The 20830-nt window shown below is 69.4% G+C and carries 24 protein-coding genes and 1 tRNA gene; 17 read left to right on the plus strand and 8 right to left on the minus strand.

The window, feature by feature from the left end:
* Nucleotides 1-335: 335 nt before the first annotated feature.
* Both ABD256_RS35710 and ABD256_RS35715 read right to left on the minus strand, forming a co-directional pair.
* The gene (locus ABD256_RS35710; protein ID WP_344429288.1) at nt 336-938 is read right to left on the minus strand and encodes a nucleotidyltransferase domain-containing protein; all 603 of its coding nucleotides are present in this window, start codon (nt 936-938) and stop codon (nt 336-338) included.
* Nucleotides 939-1068: 130 nt separating this feature from the next.
* Nucleotides 1069-2286 carry a multidrug effflux MFS transporter gene (locus ABD256_RS35715; RefSeq protein ID WP_344429290.1) on the minus strand — a complete coding sequence of 406 codons (1218 nt, stop codon included), beginning with the start codon at nt 2284-2286 and terminating at the stop codon, nt 1069-1071.
* Between the two features lie 56 nt (nt 2287-2342).
* Here ABD256_RS35715 and ABD256_RS35720 point away from each other — a divergent pair, with 56 nt between their 5' ends.
* Genes ABD256_RS35720 through ABD256_RS35730 form a run of 3 tightly spaced genes read left to right on the plus strand, consistent with a single transcriptional unit; the run spans nt 2343 to nt 4241 of the window.
* A complete protein-coding gene (locus ABD256_RS35720) occupies nt 2343-2987 on the plus strand; it encodes a TetR/AcrR family transcriptional regulator (RefSeq protein WP_344429293.1) in 645 nt (214 codons plus the stop codon).
* Nucleotides 2988-3042: 55 nt separating this feature from the next.
* Nucleotides 3043-3393 (plus strand): BlaI/MecI/CopY family transcriptional regulator, encoded by a 351-nt coding sequence (locus ABD256_RS35725; RefSeq protein WP_344429294.1) that lies wholly within the window; start codon nt 3043-3045, stop codon nt 3391-3393.
* The gene (locus ABD256_RS35730; RefSeq protein ID WP_344429295.1) at nt 3390-4241 is read left to right on the plus strand and encodes a M56 family metallopeptidase; all 852 of its coding nucleotides are present in this window, start codon (nt 3390-3392) and stop codon (nt 4239-4241) included. Before ABD256_RS35725 ends, ABD256_RS35730 begins: the two co-directional genes overlap by 4 nt.
* Nucleotides 4242-4306: 65 nt before the next feature.
* Here the strand turns inward: ABD256_RS35730 and ABD256_RS35735 are convergent, their stop codons facing one another.
* Nucleotides 4307-4723 carry a hypothetical protein gene (locus tag ABD256_RS35735; protein WP_344429297.1) on the minus strand — a complete coding sequence of 139 codons (417 nt, stop codon included), beginning with the start codon at nt 4721-4723 and terminating at the stop codon, nt 4307-4309.
* Nucleotides 4707-5072, minus strand: coding sequence for a hypothetical protein (locus tag ABD256_RS35740; RefSeq protein WP_344429299.1), 366 nt, complete (start codon nt 5070-5072; stop codon nt 4707-4709). Before ABD256_RS35740 ends, ABD256_RS35735 begins: the two co-directional genes overlap by 17 nt.
* 362 nt (nt 5073-5434) lie before the next feature.
* Between ABD256_RS35740 and lanKC the strand changes: the two genes are divergently transcribed.
* The 4 genes from lanKC to ABD256_RS35760 all read left to right on the plus strand — a co-directional run bounded on the left by lanKC (nt 5435) and on the right by ABD256_RS35760 (nt 11815).
* Complete coding sequence (gene lanKC / locus ABD256_RS35745) at nt 5435-8017, plus strand: class III lanthionine synthetase LanKC (protein ID WP_344429451.1); 2583 nt, start codon at nt 5435-5437, stop codon at nt 8015-8017.
* Nucleotides 8018-8051: 34 nt separating this feature from the next.
* On the plus strand, nt 8052-8189 hold the full coding sequence (locus ABD256_RS35750; protein WP_344429301.1) for a SapB/AmfS family lanthipeptide: 138 nt from the start codon (nt 8052-8054) through the stop codon (nt 8187-8189).
* Between the two features lie 193 nt (nt 8190-8382).
* On the plus strand, nt 8383-10053 hold the full coding sequence (locus ABD256_RS35755) for an ABC transporter ATP-binding protein (RefSeq protein ID WP_344429303.1): 1671 nt from the start codon (nt 8383-8385) through the stop codon (nt 10051-10053).
* 34 nt (nt 10054-10087) lie between these two features.
* Nucleotides 10088-11815, plus strand: coding sequence for an ATP-binding cassette domain-containing protein (locus tag ABD256_RS35760; protein ID WP_344429305.1), 1728 nt, complete (start codon nt 10088-10090; stop codon nt 11813-11815).
* Here the strand turns inward: ABD256_RS35760 and ABD256_RS35765 are convergent.
* Nucleotides 11812-12507, minus strand: coding sequence for a class I SAM-dependent DNA methyltransferase (locus ABD256_RS35765; protein WP_344429307.1), 696 nt, complete (start codon nt 12505-12507; stop codon nt 11812-11814). The genes ABD256_RS35760 and ABD256_RS35765 overlap by 4 nt on opposite strands.
* Nucleotides 12508-13139: 632 nt before the next feature.
* Between ABD256_RS35765 and ABD256_RS35770 the strand changes: the two genes are divergently transcribed.
* The 3 genes from ABD256_RS35770 to ABD256_RS35780 are packed head-to-tail and all read left to right on the plus strand — an operon-like array spanning nt 13140 to nt 14233.
* Entirely contained in the window at nt 13140-13625 is a 486-nt protein-coding gene (locus ABD256_RS35770; RefSeq protein ID WP_344429309.1) for a helix-turn-helix domain-containing protein, read from the plus strand.
* Nucleotides 13626-13820 (plus strand): PIN domain-containing protein, encoded by a 195-nt coding sequence (locus ABD256_RS35775; protein ID WP_344429311.1) that lies wholly within the window; start codon nt 13626-13628, stop codon nt 13818-13820.
* Entirely contained in the window at nt 13802-14233 is a 432-nt protein-coding gene (locus ABD256_RS35780; RefSeq protein ID WP_344429313.1) for a VapC50 family PIN domain-containing toxin, read from the plus strand. Before ABD256_RS35775 ends, ABD256_RS35780 begins: the two co-directional genes overlap by 19 nt.
* Nucleotides 14234-14535: 302 nt before the next feature.
* Here ABD256_RS35780 and ABD256_RS35785 read toward each other — a convergent pair.
* Nucleotides 14536-14631, minus strand: a tRNA-Phe gene (locus ABD256_RS35785).
* 401 nt (nt 14632-15032) lie between these two features.
* Here ABD256_RS35785 and ABD256_RS35790 point away from each other — a divergent pair.
* Nucleotides 15033-15233: a hypothetical protein gene (locus tag ABD256_RS35790; RefSeq protein ID WP_344429315.1), complete on the plus strand. Its 201-nt coding sequence runs from the start codon at nt 15033-15035 to the stop codon at nt 15231-15233.
* Between the two features lie 2 nt (nt 15234-15235).
* A complete protein-coding gene (locus tag ABD256_RS35795) occupies nt 15236-15625 on the plus strand; it encodes a hypothetical protein (protein WP_344429317.1) in 390 nt (129 codons plus the stop codon).
* 268 nt (nt 15626-15893) lie between these two features.
* Here the strand turns inward: ABD256_RS35795 and ABD256_RS35800 are convergent, their stop codons facing one another.
* Both ABD256_RS35800 and ABD256_RS35805 read right to left on the minus strand, forming a co-directional pair.
* The gene (locus ABD256_RS35800) at nt 15894-16388 is read right to left on the minus strand and encodes an HIT family protein (protein WP_344429319.1); all 495 of its coding nucleotides are present in this window, start codon (nt 16386-16388) and stop codon (nt 15894-15896) included.
* Between the two features lie 2 nt (nt 16389-16390).
* The gene (locus tag ABD256_RS35805) at nt 16391-17155 is read right to left on the minus strand and encodes a GntR family transcriptional regulator (protein WP_344429321.1); all 765 of its coding nucleotides are present in this window, start codon (nt 17153-17155) and stop codon (nt 16391-16393) included.
* A 176-nt stretch (nt 17156-17331) separates the two neighbouring features.
* On the opposite strand from ABD256_RS35805, the gene ABD256_RS35810 reads away from it, so the two are divergent.
* The 5 genes from ABD256_RS35810 to ABD256_RS35830 all read left to right on the plus strand — a co-directional run bounded on the left by ABD256_RS35810 (nt 17332) and on the right by ABD256_RS35830 (nt 20711).
* A complete protein-coding gene (locus tag ABD256_RS35810; RefSeq protein WP_344429323.1) occupies nt 17332-17622 on the plus strand; it encodes a helix-turn-helix domain-containing protein in 291 nt (96 codons plus the stop codon).
* Between the two features lie 2 nt (nt 17623-17624).
* Nucleotides 17625-17879 carry a hypothetical protein gene (locus ABD256_RS35815; protein ID WP_344429325.1) on the plus strand — a complete coding sequence of 85 codons (255 nt, stop codon included), beginning with the start codon at nt 17625-17627 and terminating at the stop codon, nt 17877-17879.
* Nucleotides 17880-17985: 106 nt separating this feature from the next.
* Nucleotides 17986-18864 carry a sigma-70 family RNA polymerase sigma factor gene (locus ABD256_RS35820; RefSeq protein ID WP_344429326.1) on the plus strand — a complete coding sequence of 293 codons (879 nt, stop codon included), beginning with the start codon at nt 17986-17988 and terminating at the stop codon, nt 18862-18864.
* Nucleotides 18865-19080: 216 nt separating this feature from the next.
* Nucleotides 19081-19293 carry a hypothetical protein gene (locus tag ABD256_RS35825; protein WP_344429328.1) on the plus strand — a complete coding sequence of 71 codons (213 nt, stop codon included), beginning with the start codon at nt 19081-19083 and terminating at the stop codon, nt 19291-19293.
* 68 nt (nt 19294-19361) lie between these two features.
* Nucleotides 19362-20711, plus strand: a complete 1350-nt coding sequence (locus ABD256_RS35830) for a DUF3987 domain-containing protein (protein ID WP_344429330.1) — start codon at nt 19362-19364, stop codon at nt 20709-20711.
* The last annotated feature ends 119 nt before the right edge of the window (nt 20712-20830 follow it).

The raw sequence follows: 20830 nt of genomic DNA on the forward strand, positions 1-20830 counted from the left end.
CCGCGCCTGCGGCGGGGGCCTCGCGGCACTCGGGGGTAGGCGGGCGAGTGGACCTTTCGTAGGCGCGCGAAGTGGGGGTGGGGGTGGGTCGCGGAGTGCGTTTAGCGGGCTAAACGTCGCGGGCGGGCGGCGAGCGGGCTGAGGTGGGGGCGGCTGGTGCAGTTCGCGGGGTAAATGCGCTCGGCGGGCACGGGGAGCGGCGGGTGGGCTGGAGTGCAGTTCGCGGGCTAAACGTCGCGGGCGGGCGCTGGTGGGCGAGGAGGGGGGTGGCGTGCAGTTCGCGGGTTGAATGTCGTGGGGGCGCTGGGGCCCGGACCCGGGTGCTGGGGGTGTGGTCAGTCGTCGAGCAGGGCGGTGACCCGTTCGGCGAACGGCGTCACCGCGCTTTCCGCGGCGACCGCGGCCGCGGCGAGGCGGCGGATGTCGGCGAACCAGTCGCCGGTGGCGCGGTCCGCCGAGCCGACCCTGGCGAACCCGCGGTCGAGCAGGCCGCGCGCGACCTCGTGGCGCTGACGGTGCACCGCCTTGGCCGCGGCGACCGCGTTGGCGAGCGCGCTCGCCGCCGGTGACCAGCCGCCGGAGCCCGGCTCGTCCAGGACGTCGCCGGTCGGGGCCGCCCGCACCTCGAGGTCCAGGCGCCAGAACAGGGGCAGGTCGCGGAAGTGGAAGAAAAGCAGCCGCTGCCCCCGGCGCGCGGATTCGGGATCGCTGCGCGCGGAGAGCAGGGGGTGCACCGCGTCCAGCTTGCCCGCGACCGCGTCGAGGCAGGCCGCGAACTCGTCGGCGGGCACGGTCCACGCCAGGTCGATGTCGCTGTACTCGTCCGCAGTCCCCGCCGCCAGCGATCCTCGCAGCGCCACTCTCGACCGTGGGCAAAGCTCCCGAAGCGCGGCCCGGATCTCCCGGACGACCGTCACCCGCCACCCCGCATCCAGCATCCCCCAGTTCTACTCGCGAACCCACCACAACGACATTTAGCCCGCTAACCGCACTACGTGACCCGAGTGCGGCGAGGCCCGCTGAATTCGTGATGCCGGGGGCGCCAGCGCGGCCGACCGGCGGATCACCTCAGGAGCCGCGCCCCCGTCGGCGCACATTCTGCCGCGGGATGAACAACAGAGCCCCGACGCCGCCAGCCAGCATCACGAGCGCCATGGACAGGTCGGAGGCGCCGCCCGCGCTGCCGAGGCCGACGAGGGGTCCGGCGATCCCGCCCGCGACGAACTGCAGCACCCCGAGCAGTGCCGAAGCGCTGCCCGCGATCGACGGGTGGTCCGCCATGCCGAGTGCGGTGCAGTTGGGCGCGACCAGTCCCATCGCGGCGACGGCGACGAACATCGGCGGGAGCAGTGCGGGCAGGCCGAGCCCGGCGAGCGCGGCGGCGGTGAGGGCGACCACAGCGACGGCCCCGGCGAGGACGCCGATGATCAGCAGGCGCCGCGGCGGGTAGCGGCGGACCAGCCACGCGTTGGTCTGCCCCGCGGCCAGCAACCCGATGGCGTTGACGCCGAACACGATGCTGAATTCCTGTGTGGACAGTCCGTGTCCCTGTTCGAGCACGAACGCGGAGCCGGAAAGGTAGCCGAAATAGCCCGCGAAGACGAGGCCCGAAGTGAGCGCGTAGCCGAGGAAGGTGCGGTCGGCGAACAGCGTCCGATAGGCGCGAAGGCTCGTCGACAGCCCACCGGTGTGCCGTGCTTCGGCGTGCAGTGTCTCGGGCAGCCACAGCGCGCACGCGACGAGCAGCACGGCGCCGAAGACGGCGAGTGCCACGAAAACCCCGCGCCACGAGCCGAAGGCGAGCAACTGCGCGCCGATCGACGGGGCGAGCACCGGCGCGAGGCTCGTCACCAGCATCAGCATGCTCACCAGCCGCGCCATCGCCGCGCCGGAGGTCAGGTCGCGCACGATGGCCCTGGCCAGTACCGGCCCGGCGGCGCCGGCGAACCCCTGCGCGAACCGGAGCGCGATCAGCACGGCCGCGTTCGGTGCGATGAGGCACGCCAAGGACAGCACCGTGTAGACGGCGAGCCCGATGAGCAGCGGCCGCCGCCTGCCGAACGCGTCGGAAAGCGAGCCGAGCACCAGCTGCCCGAACGCGAGACCGAGGATGCTCGTGGTCAGCGTGAGCTGGACTTCGGAGGCGCCGGTGTGCAGGTCGACGGCGATCTGCGGCATCGACGGCAGGTACATGTCGACGGACATGGGTGCGCAGGCCGACAGCCCGCCGAGGATGGCGATGCGGCCCGCGGTCGGCCGGTACGTGGTGGCCCCAGTGGCGCTCATGGCGTCAACCTTAGGGGGAACGGAGCATTCCGTTCCACCCTCGTATGCTGTGGCCCATGTCTCCCGAACCGCAGACGCGAGCGCGCCGGAGCGACGCCTACCGCAACGACGAGCGCATTCTCGTCGCCGCGCGGGAAGTGTTCGCCGAGCTGGGGGTCGACGCGCCGGTGTCCGCGATCGCCGAGCGGGCCGGGGTCGGCATGAGCGCGCTCTACCGGCGCTACCCGAGCAAGGACGACCTGATGCGCGCGATCATGCGCGACACGATGGAACGGACCGAACGGGAGGCGGTGCGCGCGCTCGACGTGCCGGACGCCTGGGCCGGTTTCCTGGGGTTCGTGCACGCGTGCACCGACACGGGAATCGGGGTTCCCGGGATTTCCGGTGCCTTCCGGCCGACCGAGGAGATGCTCGCGCGCAGCAAGCGGGCGCGGGAGGCGGTGCAGGTGCTCGTCGAGCGGACGCAGAAGGAGGGCGGCCTGCGCGCCGACATCAACGCCCACGACATCGTGTTCCTGCTCGGCGAGCTGCGGAGCCAGCGGGCCGCGAAGGTGATCGCGCCGCCCGGAGTGCGCGAGCGGCTGATGGGCGTGGTGCTCGACGGCCTCCGCGCCCCCAACGCGACCCCGCTGATCACCAGGCCGGGCACCTGGGAGGACATGCACGACGCGTGGCGGGCGGCCCAGCGGGAACACCCGTGACCTACTACGTCCGGTAGCATCAACGGGCTGGGGCAAGGCGGACGAGGGAGCTTTCGTGGGCAGGCTTGGCGAGCTCGAACGCGCGGTGATGGACGCGCTGTGGGATCGCGCCGAACCCGCCACCGTCCGCACCGTGCACGCCGACCTCGTCGAGCGCGGTCTCGCCTACACCACCGTGATGACGGTGCTGACCAGGCTCACGGACAAGGGGCTCGTGCGACGGGAGCGGGACGGCAGGGCGTGGCGGTACGCCCCGGCCGCGGCGCGGGAGGACTACATCGCCGAGCTCATGCTCGAAGCGCTCGCCCTCACCGGCGACCGGGGGCCCGCGCTCGTCCGGTTCGCGAACTCGGTGAGCACCGACGAAGCCGAAGCGCTGCGGCGGGCACTCGAAAACCCGCGATGATCTACGCACTTCACCACTTCGTCACGTTCGGCATGGCCGTGTCGGTGATGTGGTGGCTGCCGAGGGGCCGGTGGACGCACGCGAGCCCGCGCACCGCGCTCGTGCTGTGGCAGCTCGTGCTCTGCGCCGGCGTGGTCTCCGCGATCGGGCTGCTGTTCGAACTCGGGCTCGAGCCCTACCACCTCGGGGTCCTGCCCGGCCTCGCGCGCGTGATCGACGAGGGGCACGTGCCGAACCCGGTGATCCTCGCCGCGACCGCGCTGACCGTCTGGCTCGTGGTGAGCCTGGTCCGGTTGCTGGCAGGCACCGCGCGGGTGCGCGCGCGGCACCGCGGGCTGCTCGCGCTCGTCGCGCGCACCGACGGCGACGCGCTGGTCCTCGACCATTCGGCCGCGGTCGCCTACTGCCTGCCTGGCAGGCGCCCCCGGATCGTGATCAGCGCGGGCGCGCGCGAACTGCTCACCGGCGACGAGCTGCGCGCGGTGCTCGCGCACGAACGCGCGCACCTGCGGCAGCGGCACCACCTCGTGCTCGAACCGTTCCAGGCGTGGCGGCTGTTCGTCCCGCGCCGGGCGCTCACCGCGATCGGGCTGCTGGTGGAGATGTGCGCCGACGAGTCCGCGGCCAGGCGGCACGGCCGCGGGGTGCTGGCTTCGGCGCTGGAGAAGTTCGGCACCTCGGCGGCCCCGGCCGGTGGGCTCGCCGCGGGCTCGGTCGGCACGCTCGCGCGGATCGAACGGCTGCGGCACCCGCGCCCGGCCGCGGCGCTCGGTGTCCGCCTGCTGGCCGTGGCGACCGCGCTCGCCGCGCTGCTCACCCCCTTGACCCTTTTCGTCTGGCCCTCCTGAAGTGCGTTTAGCGGGCTAAACGTCGTCGGCGGCCTCCCGGGGCGGAAGGCGGCGGAGTGCCGGGGTCAGCGGGTGCGGCGCAGCCAGTAGAGGCCGATCACCGGCAGCACCAGCGGGACGAAGAGGTAGCCCTGGCCGTACCCGGACCACACGGTGGCGTGCGGGAACGCGGCGGAGTCGAAGACGCTGAGCGTGCCGACGGTGAGCACCCCGGCGAACTCCACGCCGCACGCGACCAGCGCGACCAGCCACGAGGTCCGGCCGGATCGGGCGAGCGCGACCGTCGCGACCAGGTACACCACCGCCGCGAACGCCGAAAGCAGGTACGCGAGCGGCGCCTCGTGGTACTTGGTGCTGAGCTGCACCGCCGCCCGCGAGGTCGCGGCGAGCGCGAAGATCGCGTAGACGGCGACGAGGATCCGCCCCGGCCCGGTCGCGGTCTTCCTGCCTTCGGCCGCCTTCTCGTCACGCACTCGCGCCATGCCACACCTCGCTCAGCCGCAGGACCATGACCGGGATGGCGACGCAGGCGATCCCGAGCACCACCGTGCTCGACCTGCTCCGCTCGGCCAGCGCCCACACCGTGCCGACGGGCAGCACGACGAGCGAGCCGATCAGGTACGCCAGGTAGGTCGCCATGCTGCCGGGCCGTTCGCCGCCGACGAGCAGCACGACGCCGACCACAAGCTGCGCCACCAGCAGCAGCTCGACGAATCCGAGCGCGTACAGCAGTGGGCGCCGGGGTTCGCGCCCGCGTGCGGCGAGCACGAAGCTCCACACCGCCACCGCGGCGGAGCACGCGGCCACGGCCACGCCGAATCCTGTGATCACCGGTCCTCCAATACTACTATTCGTAGTATAGGAAACCGGGCCCGAACGGGTCACACCGGCTCGCCCCGGAGTACCTTGGAAAGAAACAAACTCACCGCCTCCGCGGTTTTGCCACGTTTACTCTCGCGGGTGTCACCTGGCCTTATCTCGTTCGCGGATTCTGTTACAGGTCAACAGGGTGGTTGGTCTGGACCTTGTTCTCACCCAGAGTTTGCCTACTGGCTGGTTGGCCGCCTAAATGCCTACCTCGAACAGCCCAGCCGAAACCCCGATATGGCGGATTGGCCTTGGACCGCCAGTTGTGCGGGAATGGTTCTCGCACCGGAAAGGGTGCCTGCGATCGAGTGACGGAAGGGACCCCGATGGATCTCCGCTACGAGGCTTTTTGCTTCGCGGACCGCCTGTTCTTCGATGAACAGCGCGAATCGGGTGCACCGGACGATGATTTCGCCGGCAGTCTGCCAGTGCCGGAGGGTGGTTGGGTTTCTTCGGACCGCGGCATCTGGCGGTCGCTGCACCTGCCGAGCAATGATCTTCCCTTGCAGGGGTGGAAAATTCACGTGAGTGCCAGCCTCGGCAACGCCGAGGAGGTGCTGGAGATCGTCTACCGATACTGCGTCCGCAACGATTATTCCTTCAAGCACCTCAGATCCAGATCGATCTTGCTGGCGCGTAATTCGAAATATGCCCCGCGTGAGGCGAGCGGCAAGCTGGTCACTATTTATCCAGCGGACAACAAAGAACTGGAACATGTTCTTGTCGATCTTTCATCTGCGCTGGCCGGGCAGCCCGGACCCTATATTCTCAGCGATCTTCGCTATGGCGACGGCCCGCTCTACGTCCGGTACGGGGGATTCGTCGAGCAGTGGGTGGAGGCGGACGGGGCCAGGGTACTGGCGGTCACCAAGCCGGACGGCACCAAAGTGCCCGACGAGCGCGAACCCCGGTTCGTCGTGCCCGACTGGGAGCCGCTGCCCGAATGCCTCGTCCCGCACCTCGCGGCACGCAAGGGCGGCGACCCGCGGCAGTTCCCGTACCGGGTGACCTCGTCGATGCACTTCTCCAACGGTGGCGGGGTCTACCTCGCGGAGCGGCTCGCCGACGGCAAGAAGCTGGTGCTCAAGGAGGCGAGACCGCACGCGGGGCTCGACCGGGTAGGGGCGGACGCGGTCGCGCGGCTGCACCGCGAGCACGGCGTGCTCGAACGGCTCCACGGGATCACCGGGGTCCCCGAGGTGTACGACCTCTTCGGAGTCTGGGAGCACCACTTCGTGGCGATGGAGCAGGTCAGCGGGAAGTCGCTGGGCGCGTGGCTGGCCAGGAACTACCCGTTGACCAGGCGCGACGCCGAGCACGCCGACCTGTCCGGCTACCGGGCCCGTGCGATGGCGCTCGTCGCGAAGGTCGAGCGGATGATCGGCGAGGTGCACGAGCGCGGGATCGTGTTCGGTGACCTGCACCCGCTGAACATCCTCGTCGAGACGGCCGAAGCGACCGAAACCACCGACGAGGTCGACACGGTGTCGATCATCGACTTCGAGATGGCGTTCGAAGCGGGCAGCGGCGACCGGCCCGCACTGGGCGCGCCGGGCTTCCGCGCCCCGGCCGACCGCACCGACTTCGAGATCGACGCGCACGCGGTCGCCGCGCTGAAGCTCTGGATCTTCCTGCCGCTGAACACGATCCTCGAACTCGAACCGGACAAGCTGCACAGCCTGGTGGACTTCGCTGCCAAGCGGTTCGACCTGCCGGAGGGCTACGTCGAGGAGATCCGGCGCGATCTCGCGCCGCGGGGCGGGGCAGGGGCCACCGCCGCCACCGCGCTCGACGACCCGGCGCCGGACTGGCAGCTCGTCCGCAAGAACATCGCGCAGGCGATCCTCGCGAGCGCCACGCCGGAACGTCAGGACCGGCTGTTCCCCGGTGACATCGAGCAGTTCCGCGTCGGCGGCGCGTGCTTCGCGTTCGGCGCGGCGGGTGTGCTGCACGCGCTCGACGCGACGGGGGAAGGCCGCAACGCCGAGCACGAGCGCTGGCTGCTCGACTACGTGCGCCGGGAGCCGCCCGCGCGTCCCGGTTTCTACGACGGCGCGCACGGCATCGCGTACGTGCTCGAGAACTTCGGCTACGCCCGTGAAGCGGACGCGCTGCTCGACGGCGCGGCGACCATGGTGGAGCAGACGAAGGAGCACAGCCTCGACACCGGTCTCGCCGGGATCGGCCTGAACTTCCTGCACTTCGCGGGCACCCGCGGCGACACCGGGTTCATCGAACGCGCCCTCGGCATCGGCAACCGGCTGGCCGAGGCGCTGCCGTCGGCCGAACCGGCAGGCAAGTTCGGCAGGGCGGGCCTGCTCAGCGGCTGGTCCGGCCCGGCGCTGCTGTTCGTGCGGCTCTACGAATGTACCGGCGAAGAGTCGTGGCTCGCGCTCGCGGACCACGCGCTCCGCCGCGACCTCGACGAATGCGCGGTGACCGACGACGGGTCACTGCAGGTCCGCGACGGTGAATCACGCACGCTGCCCTACGTCGGCATCGGCAGCGCGGGGGTGGCGCTGGTCGCCGAGGAACTCGCCGAGTACCGGCCGGACGCGGCCAGCGTCGCCGAGCTGCCGAAGCTGCGGCAGGCGTGCCGTGGCGAGTTCGTCATCCACCCCGGCCTCATGTTCGGCAGGGCGGGCCTGATGACCGCGCTCGCCGCCCGCCGCGACCGCGACGAGGCGACCGAACGCGCGGTCGCGCTGCACCTGTCCCGGTTCAGCTGGTACGCGATCACCTATGCCGAGGGCATCGCGTTCCCGGGGAACCAGCTCCTCCGGCTCTCGATGGACCTCAACACCGGCGGTGCGGGCGTGCTCCTCGCGCTCGCCGCCACCCTCGACGGTGTGCCCGCCTTGCCGTTCTTCGGCGGCTCGTACCGTCCCACGAACCCCGGTCGCTTGTGACCGGCGGAATTACACCCTAGCGAAAGGCATAACCATGGACATGGTTCTCGACCTGCAGGCGATGGAAGCCCCCGAGAACGTCGACGGCGGGCACGGCGGCGGTGGCGGCAGCAACCTGAGCCTGCTGGCCTCCTGCAACAACAGCACCATCAGCCTGCTCACCTGCCACTAGGACCGTTTCACCGTGGCGCGCGTGGTGGCGTCTGTAGAGAGGCCACGTGTTCCACGGCAAGCGGCTCGACCGCTTGATGAAACGCCATAGCGGTAACGACTGCGCGGGAGCGGCACAGGCCAAGTGCGCCGCTCCCGCGCTTTCCATTGTGTCCTATCCGCACCGGGTGGCACACCGAGTCCAAAGGGGTGAGATGCGCGCACCGGGTGATCGGCTGCTGAGCGAGGTGACCGCGCTCCAGCGCGGGCGGATGCCGCTCATCGTGCTGAGCGCGTTGCTCGCCGCGGGTTCCGGCTTGCTGCTGCCGTCCGCGCTCGCCACCGCGGTCGACGCCTCGATCGCCGGTGCCAGGAGCTGGCCCGCGATCCTGTGGCTGCTCACCCTCGGCGTCGTGCAGATCGGCGCCGACGTCGCGGGCGGCATCCTCACCGTCCGCGCCACCAGTTCCGCCACCGCGTGGCTGCGGCGCGCGGTGGCACGGCACTTCCTCGCGCTCGGCACGAGATCGGGCTTCGTCCACGGCGACGCGATCAGCAGGCTCACCGGTGACGCGGTCGCCGCGGGGGCGGTGGTGTCGATCATCGTGCAGCTCGCGTCCGCGTCGGTCATCTCGTGCGGCGCGATCACCCTGCTGGCCGTGCTCGACTGGCGGCTGGCGCTCGTGTTCGCGGGCAGCGTGCCGCTCGCGCTGCTGCTCGCGCGCTCCCACCTGCGGCTCACCGCCGACGATGTGCTCACCTACCAGCAGGTTTCGGGCGAGATCTCGGCCCGCCTGCTCGATGCGACCGCGGGCCTGCGGACGATCGCGGCGTCCGGCACCGCCGACCGCGAGGCCGCCCGCGTGCTCGAACCGCTGCCACGCCTCGGCGCCGCCGGCGGCGGCATGTGGCGCACGCAGGCACGCATGGTGTGGCGTGCCGCGCTGCTGCTGCCCGCGGTGGAGGTGACCGTGCTCGTCGCCGCGGGGTTCGGGGTGCTCGGCGGCAGGCTGAGCGTCGGCGACCTGCTCGCGGCGCTCGGCTACGTCGCACTCGGCATGACGATGGTCAGCCAGATCCCGTTGCTCACCACGCTCACCAAGGCCCGTTCCGGCGCGACGCGGCTGGCCGAGGTGCTCGATTCGCCGCTTCCCCATGACGGCACGCGCTCCCTGCCGCCCGGCCCCGGCACGATCGAACTGCGCGATGTCGGCCTGCGCGGCGCGCTCGAGCACGTCGACCTGACCGTGCTCGCCGGCACCACGCTCGCCGTCGTCGGCCGGTCCGGCGCGGGCAAGTCGGCGCTCGCCGAGGTGCTCGGCGGGCTCGTCGAACCGGACGAGGGCGAAGTCCTGCTCGACGGCGTGCCCATCGCGGGCGTGCGCCCGGAGGAACTGCGCGCCGCGTTCGGGTACGCCTTCGAACGGCCGTCGCTGCTGGGCGAGACCGTCTCCGACGCGGTCGGCTACGGCGCCTGGTCCGGCCCGGCCGCGGTGCGCGCCGCCTGCCGGGCCGCGCAGGTGCACGATCTCGTCGTCCGGCTGCCGGCGGGGTACCACACGCCGTTGACCGAAACCCCGCTCTCCGGCGGGGAAGCGCAGCGCGTCGGACTGGCGAGGGCGCTCGCGCGCGGCCCGCGCGTGCTCGTGCTCGACGACGCGACGGCCAGCCTCGACACCGTGACGGAGTCCCTTGTGGACACGTCCATTTCGGACACTCTGCCGGGCAGGACCAGGATCGTGGTGACCCACCGGGTCGCCGTCGCGCGGCGCGCCGGCATGGTCGCCTGGCTCGACCACGGCAGGCTACGCGCCGTCGGCCCGCACGACACGCTGTGGGCCGAGCCCGGTTACCGCGCGATCTTCACCGACGAGGAGGCGCCGTGAGCGCCGGCGACGTGCTTTTCCCCGCGGAGGTGGCATGAGCATCGAGCGGCTGTACGGGGCCGCGCTGGTGGGCAGGTGGCGCGCTGGTGTCGCGTTGCTGGCGTGTTCGGTGCTCGAAGGCGCGCCCGCGTTCTTCTCCGGCAGGCTCGTGGAACTGTCCGTGGACAAGGGGTTCGGCGTGGGCAGGGCGGGAGCCGGTATCGCGTGGTTGCTGGCGTTCGCGGGGGTCGCGGTGCTCGGCGCGGTCGGTTCGCGGCTCGTCTGGCACCGGCTCGGTACGATCGTCGAGCCGATCCGGGACACGCTGGTCCGCGCGGTGGTGCGGGGTGTGCTGCACGACGCGAACCCGCCGCGCAACCGGCCCGACGCGAGCGGGGTCGCCAGGATCACCCAGCACGTCGAAGTGGTGCGCGACGCGACCGCGGGCCTGCTGGTGCAGGCGCGCGGCATGCTCGTGACCACGGCCGCCGCGATGGCCGGCCTGTTCACCGTCGCCGGTTCGCTCGCCTGGCTCGTCGTCGTGCCCGTGGTGCTGTCCGTGACGATGTTCGCGTTCCTCCTCCCCGCGCTCGCGACGCGGCAGCGCGCGGTCGCGCTGGCCGACGAAGCCCTGGCCGGGACCGCGGGCGCCGCGCTCGCCGGGATGCGGGACGTGGTGGCGTGCGGCGGCGAGGCGATCGCCGGGATGGCGCTCTACGAACGGGTCGGCGTGCAGGCGTCGGCGGCGATGCGGCTGGCGAGGGCGTCCGCGTTGCGCACGGTGGTGATCGCGGTCGGCGGGTTCGTGCCGTTGCTGCTGGTGCTGGCCACGGCACCGGGCATGGTCGCGGCGGGTGCGATGACCGCGGGTGCCGCGGTCGGCGCGCTCGTGTACCTGGCGAACACCCTGCAGCCCGCGTTGCACGGGCTCGCCGCGACCGCGAGCACGGTCGTGCTGCGCCTGCTCGTCGCGTTGCGCAGGCTCGGTGAGACCAGTGAGGTGCCGCCGTCGCGGGACGGTGGCGCGGAACCGGCGAACAGCACGATCACCGTGCGGGACCTCACCTTCGGCTGGGGCGCGCACGCCGAGCCGGTGGTGCGCGGGCTCGATCTCGATCTCACGCCGGGCGAGTACCTCGCGGTGGTCGGCCCGAGCGGGATCGGGAAGTCGACGCTGGCCGGGTTGCTCACCGGGCTGCTTTCCCCGCAGGGCGGCCGGGTGCTGCTGGGCGGGGCGCGGGTGGACGCGGTGCGCCCGGCCGCGCTGCACCGGATGGTCGCGCTGAGCCCGCAGGAGTCCTACGTTTTCGCCGGAACGGTGCGGGAAAACCTGGCGTTGTTCGCCACCGGACTGTCCGATGAGGACCTGCTCGCCGTGTGCCGCGCGGTGCACGCGGACGAACTGGTCCAGCGGCTCGGCGGGCTGGGCGCGGAACTTGGCCACGGCGCGCTCTCGGCGGGGGAAGCGCAGCTGATTGCGCTGGCCAGGGTTTACGCGAGCCCGGCGTCGGTGGTCATCCTCGACGAAGCGATGTCGCATGTGGACCCCGCGACCGAAGGCAGGGTGGAGCGGGCGTTCGCCGAGCGGTGCGCGAGCGAAGGCGGTGTGCTGGTGGTGATCGCGCACCGGCTGTCTTCGGCGCTGCGCGCCGACCAGGTGCTGGTCATGGACGGTGCCGCGACGCTGCTCGGCAGGCACGACGAGCTGCTCGAAGAATCGCCCCGCTACCGCGCGATGATGGACGCGTGGATCGGCCCCGTGCCGAACGCGTCGTCGGCCTAGCCGGTGCGCCAGACGTAGGCGACCGAGATCGGCTGGCCGCGGAACCGTTCCCACTTGGGCTTGGCCTCGGCCCAGTGGTCGTCGATGAGGGCCTCGCGCATCTCGGCGAGCCGCCAGCCCGCGGCGAGCGCCGCGCTGACGTGCGCGCTGACCAGGTGCAGGTTCGTCGAGATGGTCACCGATTCGCCGTCGCCGTCGGTGTAGTGGGTCGGCATCCCGGACACCATCATGAACTGCGGGTGGTAGCCGACCAGGACGAACGTGCCGCCCGGCGCCGCGAGCCGCGCCGCCTCGCGGTAGAGCGGCGCGAGATCGTCGAGGTGCTCGTCGATCAGGGATGCCGTGATGAGCTGGTAGTGCCCCGACGGCAATCCGGTCGCCGTCACGTCCGCCTCGACCAGCTTCGCGTGCGCGCCGCGCTTCCTCGCCCCGTCGAGCATCTCCGGCGTCAGGTCCACACCGTGCACTGTGGACACACCGTTGGCGCGAAGCCACGCCCCCGTGCGCCCGGTACCGCAACCGAGATCCGCCGCGATGTCCACTGTGGACCATCGTGGTTCCTTGAGCCGATCGAGGAGCGCGATGTCCATGGCGTCGAGCACGGACCCGTCGTAGGTCGCCGCCCACGCGCCGTACCCGGTGCGGACGTCCACCTCGGGGTACCCCCGCTGATCGAAGTCGTCAAAGCGCATACCGCCGATTATGGCCACCCCGCCCGAAAACACCGACCGAGTTTCCGCGCGCACCCCTTCCCCGCGCCCCTGCCACGAAAGTTGTCCACACTTGCGACCCTCCTGTGGACAACCCGCCGCCACACCCCACCCACCCCCAAACTGCCGGTAAGCTGGGCTGGGGACGCCCCCCAGGGAGTGGCGGGGGATTGTCCTAGGTGACGCGGACGACGACATGGTGCTGGGGTCAGGTCAGCAGCAGGCTCTTGGGTCGTCAGACCCGCGTACACAACTCGAGTGGTCAGGGCCCGGATCGAACCGGCGACCTTCCGCTTTTCAGATCTCGGGTTGCCCGTCCATAGGCCGACTGGTTGCCTCTGAGCTGCGCAAACAGCGACATCTGACACGTGTGACAAGGTCTGTACGTCTCTGAACTGCAACGCGGACTGCAACCGAGGGTAAGAGCGGCCAGCTCACCCAGCCGCTTTGACGCTGGCCAGCGTTAGCTGGGTCGCATCCGCTGGGCAACTCATCGCGATTTTCGTTTCTTTCGTTTAGCGTGGCTCATGTGTGGTCTCGTGCTGGTCTCGCGTGGGACCTGCACGAGACCCGGGCAAGTCCTACATCGGGCAAACGGAGGGAGTGAAGCTGCGATGACGTCCGCGCTTGAGTCGCACACGGTGCTACCTGACGCTGGTGAGGCCAACAGCCCTGCTCTGGCCAGGCTGATGAAGGTTCTTGAGGACATCGCACCGAGCGGGCAGCATGCGACCCTCACCAGCCCGTACGGCGAATCCGTGCCGCTGCCTGACGAGGTCTACCAGGTGTTGCGGGAAGTTGTGGTGGCCTTGTCCAACGGCTTGGCGATCAATGTCGCGCCGCTGCACGCGGTTCTGACCACACAGCAGGCTGCCGACATGCTCAACGTCAGCCGCCCGACGCTGGTTCGTCTTCTCGAGGAGGGCGAGATCCCGTTCGAGAAGCCGGGACGACACCGCCGGGTCCGGCTGGCCGACCTGCTTGCGTACAGGGACAACGCCCGTCGTCATCGCCGGGCACTGCTCGACCAGATGACCGCCGACGCCGCCGAGCACGAAGACCCGGATGACAGCGCCGATCAGGTCATCCAAACTCGTTGAGTGCCGTTCCCCGCCGTCCTCGACGCCAACGTCCTGATTCCGCTCAACACCGCGGATCTGCTCCTGCGCCTGGCGGAGGCAGAAACCTTCCGGCCGTTGTGGTCCGAAGAGTTGCTTGACGAGGTTCGGCGCAACCTCGTCAAGTGGATCAAACTCACCGAGGAGCAGGCGGCGCGGTGCGTCGCGTCGCCATGATGCGAGCGACCTTTCCCGACGCGCTGGTTACTGGACATGAGCCACTGATCCCGGCCATGACCAACGACCCGAAGGACCGGCACGTGCTGGCCGCGGCGGTCCGCGCCGACGCGGCGGTCATCGTCACCACCAACCTCAAGGACTTCCCGTCGGCCGCGCTCGCTCCCTACGACATCGACGCTGTCTCCCCTGACGACTTCCTGCTCAACCAGCTTGAACTCAACCGCATCGCCACTCTGACGTGCGTGGTTGACATGGCGCATGCCCGCAACAGGCCACCAGTGCGGCCTGTCGAACTGCTCGACCGGTTCTCTGTGATCGCTCCCCAGTTCGCCGAGGAAGCCAAAGCGCAGATACTCAACCAGTCGGAACCCTCGCCATGGCTGATCCACCAGAGACGTGAGATCGACTGATCCCGGCGCCTCCCCGGCTGGTTATGCAGAGCGGTGGGGTCTGGTCACCATTCATCGAAGGACAGCTCGTCGAGGACGTCTGTCGGCTCCGCCGCCGCACCGAGGGCGCCTTCCGAGCTGATGCCGACCATTTCGCCGCTACCGGCACATAACCGGAGGCTCCACCGGGACATCGCCGACCGGCTCAACAGCTACCTGTGGAAATCCTGATCTCGGCGACTGCAACTACGAGTGCAGCACTCTCGAACGTGGAAAAAGCCCCTACCGGATGTCAGTGGGGGCTGTTTGTGCTGGTCAAGTGATGGTGGCCAGGGCCGGGATCGAACCGGCGACCTTCCGCTTTTCAGGTCTCCGCTTGGTCGTTCGGGGTGGTTCGTACCGGCTCGAACCGCCTGGTCGAACCGACCTGTGCAACACCAGCAGCCAGTCCGAACGGCGTCGGACTGAGACGGGGAATGAGACGGGGGAGTAGCGCACCAACGCCTCCTGGCCGGGCTGATCGACGCTGGCCGCGTCACGGTCGGCAAGCGCCCGTCCGCGAGCGGCAAGGGCCGCGCGACCGAGGTCGTCACCGCAGAACTTCCGCGCGGCCTCTGACCCCTGCGCGGTAAGCGCGGTAGCGCGGTAACTCGCTGACCAGCGCAAACACCGCACCCCTGACCTGCATTACCGCGCACCGTGCGCGGTAATGCACCACCGACCCACCCAAAACCGCAGGTCAGCGCAGTACCGCACACCCCTCGGAAGGGTGCACACGACGCCCGTATTAGGCCGTCGCGGGCCGGGTAGAGTCCCGCTCATGGTGACAACCTTCGCCGACCTTGAAGCCCGAGTGCGCGGCCTGGAGTCCCGGGCCGCGCGCACCGAGGAAGACACGACCGCGCTCATCACGACCGTGGTCGAGACACGCGACGACGTGCGGTGGCTGAAGCGAGCCGTAGCGGCGCTCCTGGCAGACCGCGGGCTCACAGTCGAGTCAGACGACGGCTCGGACGAGTAGCAGTGAGTGTGAAGGGTCTTGCCGCTGGCTACTGGGTTGGTTTAGCGCTGCGCGAGCCGGTATCGGGCCTGCGATATTGGGTCGGCCAAGTCCAGTACGTAGACGAGCACGGAGTGCGGCTCACACTCATCGACTGGCTCGTCGGTACCGCGACAGGCTGGGATTTCTACGTCCCCTGGGACAACGTGCTCGGCGCCCACGTCGGCACGCCGGAGCATGACCTCTCACGCTTCGCTGAGGAAGTCGGGAAGCTCCAGGACCTCCACACCGAGACCAGTAGCACTGATCACGAGAACGACGACAAGCCTGCCCGGCAGGTTCGACTCGTCAAGGCTACGGACATCCCCCTGGAGCCACCTGGCGATATACCCGGCCCAGACAGTGGATCGTAAGCCACTTTTCACCGGCTGGAAGGCCGCCAGCGAACCTGCGCGGCTTCTGACCCCTGCGCGGTAAGCGCGGTAGCGCCGTAATGCGCTGACCAGCACAAACACCGCACCCCCGACCTGCATTACCGCGCACCGTGCGCGGTAATGCAACCGCCACCCCATGTTCGGCACGCTCGCGCTGGCGCGGTTCACCGCGGCACTCGCGGCTGTTCGTCGCCATCCAGCTGGTCCGGGCTGCCGCTGCTCGGCCCGACCAGGAGCAGGTCCACTCTTAGGTTGCTGGTCGAGAAAGTTCTGGCATTCCAAGATTTCGGCGTAGTAACTGAGCATCCGACCAGAGTCGAGATTCTTCTATCTTTGCATCCGGTTGCTGTGCAGACAGGGGGAACGGCTGACCTGGCCGAGGGTCATTCGTGAAACGGGGAATCAGGTGAGTATGCAAGTGAGGTAGCGAGTTTCCCAAGGTTTCATAGTTCATCTTGAGCGGCTCGTAGTTAGTGATAAGCGCCCGAGCGACTGCCAGCACCTCAATCCAGTAGCCGGAAGCCTCGACATCGGCTAACTCGGTTGGCTCGGTCACGTGACGACCGTGCCAGATAACCACCGTGTATCCACGTTGCACGTCGGCGCGTTGCAAATAGGCGTCGGCGTAGGTTCCGGCATGAATGCGTATACCAAAGCGATCAACATCGAGTCGCTCGTTCTCGCACATTTCGCAGTCAATGCCGTGAATTAGCTTCGTCCAGTTATGCGGCCACTCATTCATGATTAGTCGCTCCACTCTGGTTCGGACCACTCGAATGCGAACTCATGTCGATCTGCGGCATATAGGTCGTCCGCGACTTGTAGTGTTTCCCCGTTAACGTCGTAGTCGATATGTAGCATACGAACAACCGGCACGCCGGGGTCCAGCTCTAACAACTGCACTTCGTCCCTAGTTGGCATTCGCGCCTGAAGCAAATCCATGCCATGTGCAAACCGGTACCCCAATTGCTCAATGAGGTTATCGGGACCCTCGGACAAGGCGTCAGATGACTCCAGCCGGGTACCCTCGGCTACCCGCAGCGGGTAATAACTTGTAGATATCACGGCAGGTACCCCGTCTAACAACTGCAGACGTTTCCGGATCACCGTTTCTTGGTGAGGCTCAATGCCAAGAATTTTCGCCACGTCCTTGGGAGTTTCCCCGTGGCCCACCATGAGTATTTTCCGCGATGCTACTTGCCCCTGCGCGATGGCCTCTGTATCAAACTCAGGCTTACCTGACTGGCGGCGTGAAGTGTGTCGCCGGTCAGAAGATATCCGTCGTAGCGGCGGACGATTACGTACGGTTCGCCCCCGCGTCGAGTGCACGACGACAAGCCCCTCGTGCTCTAGGGCTTTCAGCGCAGACCGCGCGGTCTGACGACTCACGGCGTACTTCTGCGCCAGTTCCGGCTCAGATGGCAGCAGTGCACCAGGGCCGTAGGTTCCGTCCTCGATCTTGTCGCGGAGGTCTGCGGTGATCTGGTGCGCGATCGATTCCTTAGCCATGGCTTGTCCTTACCTCCTTGCCAGCCAAGGCTACGCGCCAGCTTGTCGGTCAAGCTTGACGGACAAGTCGGTCTAGTCTAGCGTCGCTGATGTCGCACAGAGCGCACCAAACGCAAGCGGCCCCGGCGGTGTTGGAGCACCGGCCGGGGCCTACATCGAAACCTTTGGGAGCCACGATGCAGGTTGAGGATAACCGGGTGTTCCGGGTCAAGGAGCTGGCGGATCTGCTGGACATTCACCGGTCCACGATCTACCGGGCGATCGAGGCCGGGGAGCTGGAAGCGCTGAAGATCGGCACCGGCCGGGGTGTGCTTCGCATCCCCGGGTTCTCGGTGAACATCTGGCTGGGGGAGTGCACGGAGGCCGCCGCCCGCGAGTTCTTCGAGGGCGACGCGTCGGCAGAGCAGGCCGACAACCCCGAGACCGGGACGGACGTGGCCGGCCACGGTGCGGAAGAGGTGGCGTGATCATGGAGAACGTCATCGTTCCGGCTGATCGCTTGTTCGTTCCGGCTGAGCTGTCGGGGCTGCTGGCTGAGATGCCGCCCGCGTCGTCGACGCCGGTGGACCGGCTGGACTGGCTGGACCGGACTCACGAGGAGTTGCGGGGGCTGTTCGCCGGTCCGCATGGCCTGGTGGCGATGCGGATGGCCCGGGTGATCGACCAGGTCCGCCACGCCATGCACGACGAGTTCGACGCCAGCGCCACCGTGTCGGCCGCCTGACCCGTTTCTGAGCGCATTCCGCGCCATATTCCCGAATTTTCTCGCATTCGTTCCGGGGCACCGCCATGCCTGCTCCCGGTACGACTCTGTCCGAAAGGGACTGATCATGACTCGCACGCTGAGCACGTGGCACCCGCTGCCGGTGTCGGTGAAGCGACAGGAAGACCTCGACGACACCGAAGTGCAGACCTTGGTGTTGTCGGCCCAGACCGGAGACCCGCAGGCGTTCGGCGAGCTGTACCGGCTCTACTACCGGCGCATGTTCCTGTGGATGCGGTCGCACGCCCCGGACCCCGGCGACGCCGAGGACCTGGTGCAGGAGCTGTTCACGTGGCTGCTGACCGACCTCACGGACTACGAGCCGCGTGAGGGTGGCTGCTTCCGGGCGTGGCTCTACGGGCAGGCCAAGATCGTGATGCGTCGTCACCTGTGGGAGCGGGGCAAGCAGCAGCGGGCCGCCGACGTCGAAGCTGACCGCGTTCTGCGGGGCCAGGACGAGCAGGAGTGTGAGCTTGAGCTGTCCCCGGAGCTGGCTGCCGCTCTCGACGGCCTTCCCCCGGTTCGGCGGCGAGACATCGAGCTGCACCACCTGGAGGGGCTGCCCTACGAGACGGTAGGCGCGCTGACCGGGCGCCTCGCCGAAACCGCGAAGGCCAGCTGTGTCAGGGGTGTGAGGCAGCTGCGGCCGGAACTCGCGGACCTGGCACCCGGCCGACGCCGTCAGCCGCCAGCCGGTGCCGCGCTGTTCACGCTGAAGGAGGCTGCCGCCCGCGTCAGCGTGCCGTACCGGACCCTGTGGGGCGCCAGCCGCGAGCACCGTTTCCCGACGTACTGGATCGGCAGGCAGCTGTTCGTCACCGCCGACGACCTGGCCGCCTACCTGGCCAGCTCGCAGCCCGCGCCCCGTACCGCGGCCACCGCGGTCGTGCCCGAGCAGCGCGCCAGCTCGACCACCCAGCCCGCCCCGACGGCGTGTGCCGCGTGACCGCGCTGGGCCAGCTGGTCCGCACACCGCCCACCCCGGTCCCGGACCTATCCCGCCACCGGTCCGCCGCTGGTCCCGACCCGTGGACCAGTCCGGGACCGATCGGGCTCGATTCGCGCGGCTGAGCTGCACGAGTCCGCTCGATCGGACCCGGACCCGATCGACCCCGCCCGGGGCCGGTCCCTCGACCTCGATCCGTGAACGGAGACCCCGCCCATGAACCCGTCCCCGAACCCCCGCGACCGATCCCAGTCCGGCGACGGCGGGGTGACCGGTCGTCTGCTCACCGACGGACACGGCCGCTACTTCCTGCCGGTGTTCCTGGCCCGCGCCGATGGCACCGCCGAGTTCCTCGGCTACGCGATCTATGCCGATGTCGGTCCGGTCCCGGCCGGGGTACCGGTGCCGCGCGGTGGTGGCGGTAACTAGCCGCATCGTGCAGCGCGGACGGTCGCGCGCTCTGGGATTTTGCTCAACCTCTGCAAGGGAGTTCACTCGTGACTCACCCCGATACCGGCACCCCCGTTCCCGCCGATACCGACCTGGCCGCTGACGAGGCGGCCGCGGTGGCGGAGATCGCGCGGGCCCGTGCCGAGTTGCCCGCGCTCGATCCGGCCGCGTTCGGCTGCTACCTCGGGACCGTGGTGGACTCCGTGGCCGACTACACCGAGGGCGACCCGGTGAACCTGCTCGTGTCGCTCATCGCGGTGGCCGGGGTCCACTTGGGACAGAGCCCGCACGTGCGGGCCGGGGACGACCTGCACCCGCTGCTGGTGTGGCCGCTGATCGTGGGCCGCACCAACTCCGGCCGCAAAGGGGCCGGATGGTCCAGCGCGAAACGGGTCGCGCTCGCCGCCGCACCGGACTTCATGGTCAGCAACCTGCGATCCGGGCTGACCTCCGGTGAGGGCCTGGCCGCGATGTTCACCGACGACCCCAACGCCCAAACCGAGACGGATGCGGAGGACGCGCCGCGCCGCGCGGGGGGACGGCTCCCGCCGGGAGACCGGCGGCTGCTGGTGTTCGAAGGCGAGTGGGCCGGGGTGATGGAGCGGATGAAACGCGACGGCAACAGCCTGTCCGCCACGCTGCGCGGCGCGTGGGAAGGCGGAGACCTCTCGACCATGGCCGTCACCGCGCGCATCGCGCCGGAATCGCACGTCGGGATCATCGGGCACATCACCCCGAAGGAGTTCCGCGACAAGGTCCGCGCGTCGGACCTGGCCGGGGGCACCTACAACCGGTTCCTTCCGATCATGGTCTCCCGCACCCAGTTCCTGCCCGGCGGGCAGGGCGCGCCCGACGCGATCGTGAAGGGCATCGGTGCCGAGATGGCCGAACGCCTCGATACCGGCGGGCAGCTCGGCTCGCTCGGGTTCACCCAGGCCGGACAAGCCCTGTGGCGACGGCTCTACGTCGAGTTCGGCAGCGACCACGGCGACGCCCCGCAGGTAGAGCAGTTCATCTCCCGCGCCGCCCCGTACTGCCTGCGGATCGCCGCGATCCACGCCGCGCTCGACCGCACCGACGCGATCGACACCGGCCACCTCACCGCGGCTGCCGCGCTGGTCCGCTACTCCATCGCCAGCGCCCGCACCGCGCTGACCAACGACCAGGAAGTCACCAAGCTGCTCGCTTGGATCGCGCACTCCGGTCCGGCGGGCCGGACCCGTGACGAGATCCGCACCGACTACTGCCACAAGCACAAGGACAAAGCCGAGGAGGTCAAACGCATCCTGACCGGGCTGATCGACGCCGGACGCGTCACGGTCGGCAAACGCCCGTCCGCGAGCGGCAAAGGCCGCGCGACCGAGGTCGTCACCGCAGAACTCCCGCGCGGCCTCTGACCCCTGCGCGGTAAGCGCGGTAGCGCCGTAATGCGCTGACCAGCACAAACACCGCACCCCCGACCTGCATTACCGCGCACCGTGCGCGGTAATGCACCACCACCCACCCCGAAAACCGC

Origin of the sequence: Amycolatopsis minnesotensis (genome assembly GCF_039529815.1) — a bacterium.
In the GTDB taxonomy this organism is placed as follows: domain Bacteria; phylum Actinomycetota; class Actinomycetes; order Mycobacteriales; family Pseudonocardiaceae; genus Amycolatopsis; species Amycolatopsis minnesotensis.

Excerpts from the sequence above, each read along its gene's own strand:
- ABD256_RS35710 (WP_344429288.1), bottom strand. The coding sequence starts at position 938 with ATGCTGGATGCGGGGTGGCGGGTGACGGTCGTCCGGGAGATCCGGGCC.
- ABD256_RS35715 (WP_344429290.1), bottom strand. The coding sequence starts at position 2,286 with ATGAGCGCCACTGGGGCCACCACGTACCGGCCGACCGCGGGCCGCATC.
- ABD256_RS35720 (WP_344429293.1), top strand. The coding sequence starts at position 2,343 with ATGTCTCCCGAACCGCAGACGCGAGCGCGCCGGAGCGACGCCTACCGC.
- ABD256_RS35730 (WP_344429295.1), top strand. The coding sequence starts at position 3,390 with ATGATCTACGCACTTCACCACTTCGTCACGTTCGGCATGGCCGTGTCG.
- ABD256_RS35735 (WP_344429297.1), bottom strand. The coding sequence starts at position 4,723 with ATGGCGCGAGTGCGTGACGAGAAGGCGGCCGAAGGCAGGAAGACCGCG.
- lanKC (WP_344429451.1), top strand. The coding sequence starts at position 5,435 with ATGGATCTCCGCTACGAGGCTTTTTGCTTCGCGGACCGCCTGTTCTTC.
- ABD256_RS35750 (WP_344429301.1), top strand. The coding sequence starts at position 8,052 with ATGGACATGGTTCTCGACCTGCAGGCGATGGAAGCCCCCGAGAACGTC.
- ABD256_RS35755 (WP_344429303.1), top strand. The coding sequence starts at position 8,383 with ATGCGCGCACCGGGTGATCGGCTGCTGAGCGAGGTGACCGCGCTCCAG.
- ABD256_RS35760 (WP_344429305.1), top strand. The coding sequence starts at position 10,088 with ATGAGCATCGAGCGGCTGTACGGGGCCGCGCTGGTGGGCAGGTGGCGC.
- ABD256_RS35765 (WP_344429307.1), bottom strand. The coding sequence starts at position 12,507 with ATGCGCTTTGACGACTTCGATCAGCGGGGGTACCCCGAGGTGGACGTC.
- ABD256_RS35770 (WP_344429309.1), top strand. The coding sequence starts at position 13,140 with ATGACGTCCGCGCTTGAGTCGCACACGGTGCTACCTGACGCTGGTGAG.
- ABD256_RS35790 (WP_344429315.1), top strand. The coding sequence starts at position 15,033 with ATGGTGACAACCTTCGCCGACCTTGAAGCCCGAGTGCGCGGCCTGGAG.
- ABD256_RS35800 (WP_344429319.1), bottom strand. The coding sequence starts at position 16,388 with ATGAATGAGTGGCCGCATAACTGGACGAAGCTAATTCACGGCATTGAC.
- ABD256_RS35805 (WP_344429321.1), bottom strand. The coding sequence starts at position 17,155 with ATGGCTAAGGAATCGATCGCGCACCAGATCACCGCAGACCTCCGCGAC.
- ABD256_RS35810 (WP_344429323.1), top strand. The coding sequence starts at position 17,332 with ATGCAGGTTGAGGATAACCGGGTGTTCCGGGTCAAGGAGCTGGCGGAT.
- ABD256_RS35815 (WP_344429325.1), top strand. The coding sequence starts at position 17,625 with ATGGAGAACGTCATCGTTCCGGCTGATCGCTTGTTCGTTCCGGCTGAG.
- ABD256_RS35820 (WP_344429326.1), top strand. The coding sequence starts at position 17,986 with ATGACTCGCACGCTGAGCACGTGGCACCCGCTGCCGGTGTCGGTGAAG.
- ABD256_RS35825 (WP_344429328.1), top strand. The coding sequence starts at position 19,081 with ATGAACCCGTCCCCGAACCCCCGCGACCGATCCCAGTCCGGCGACGGC.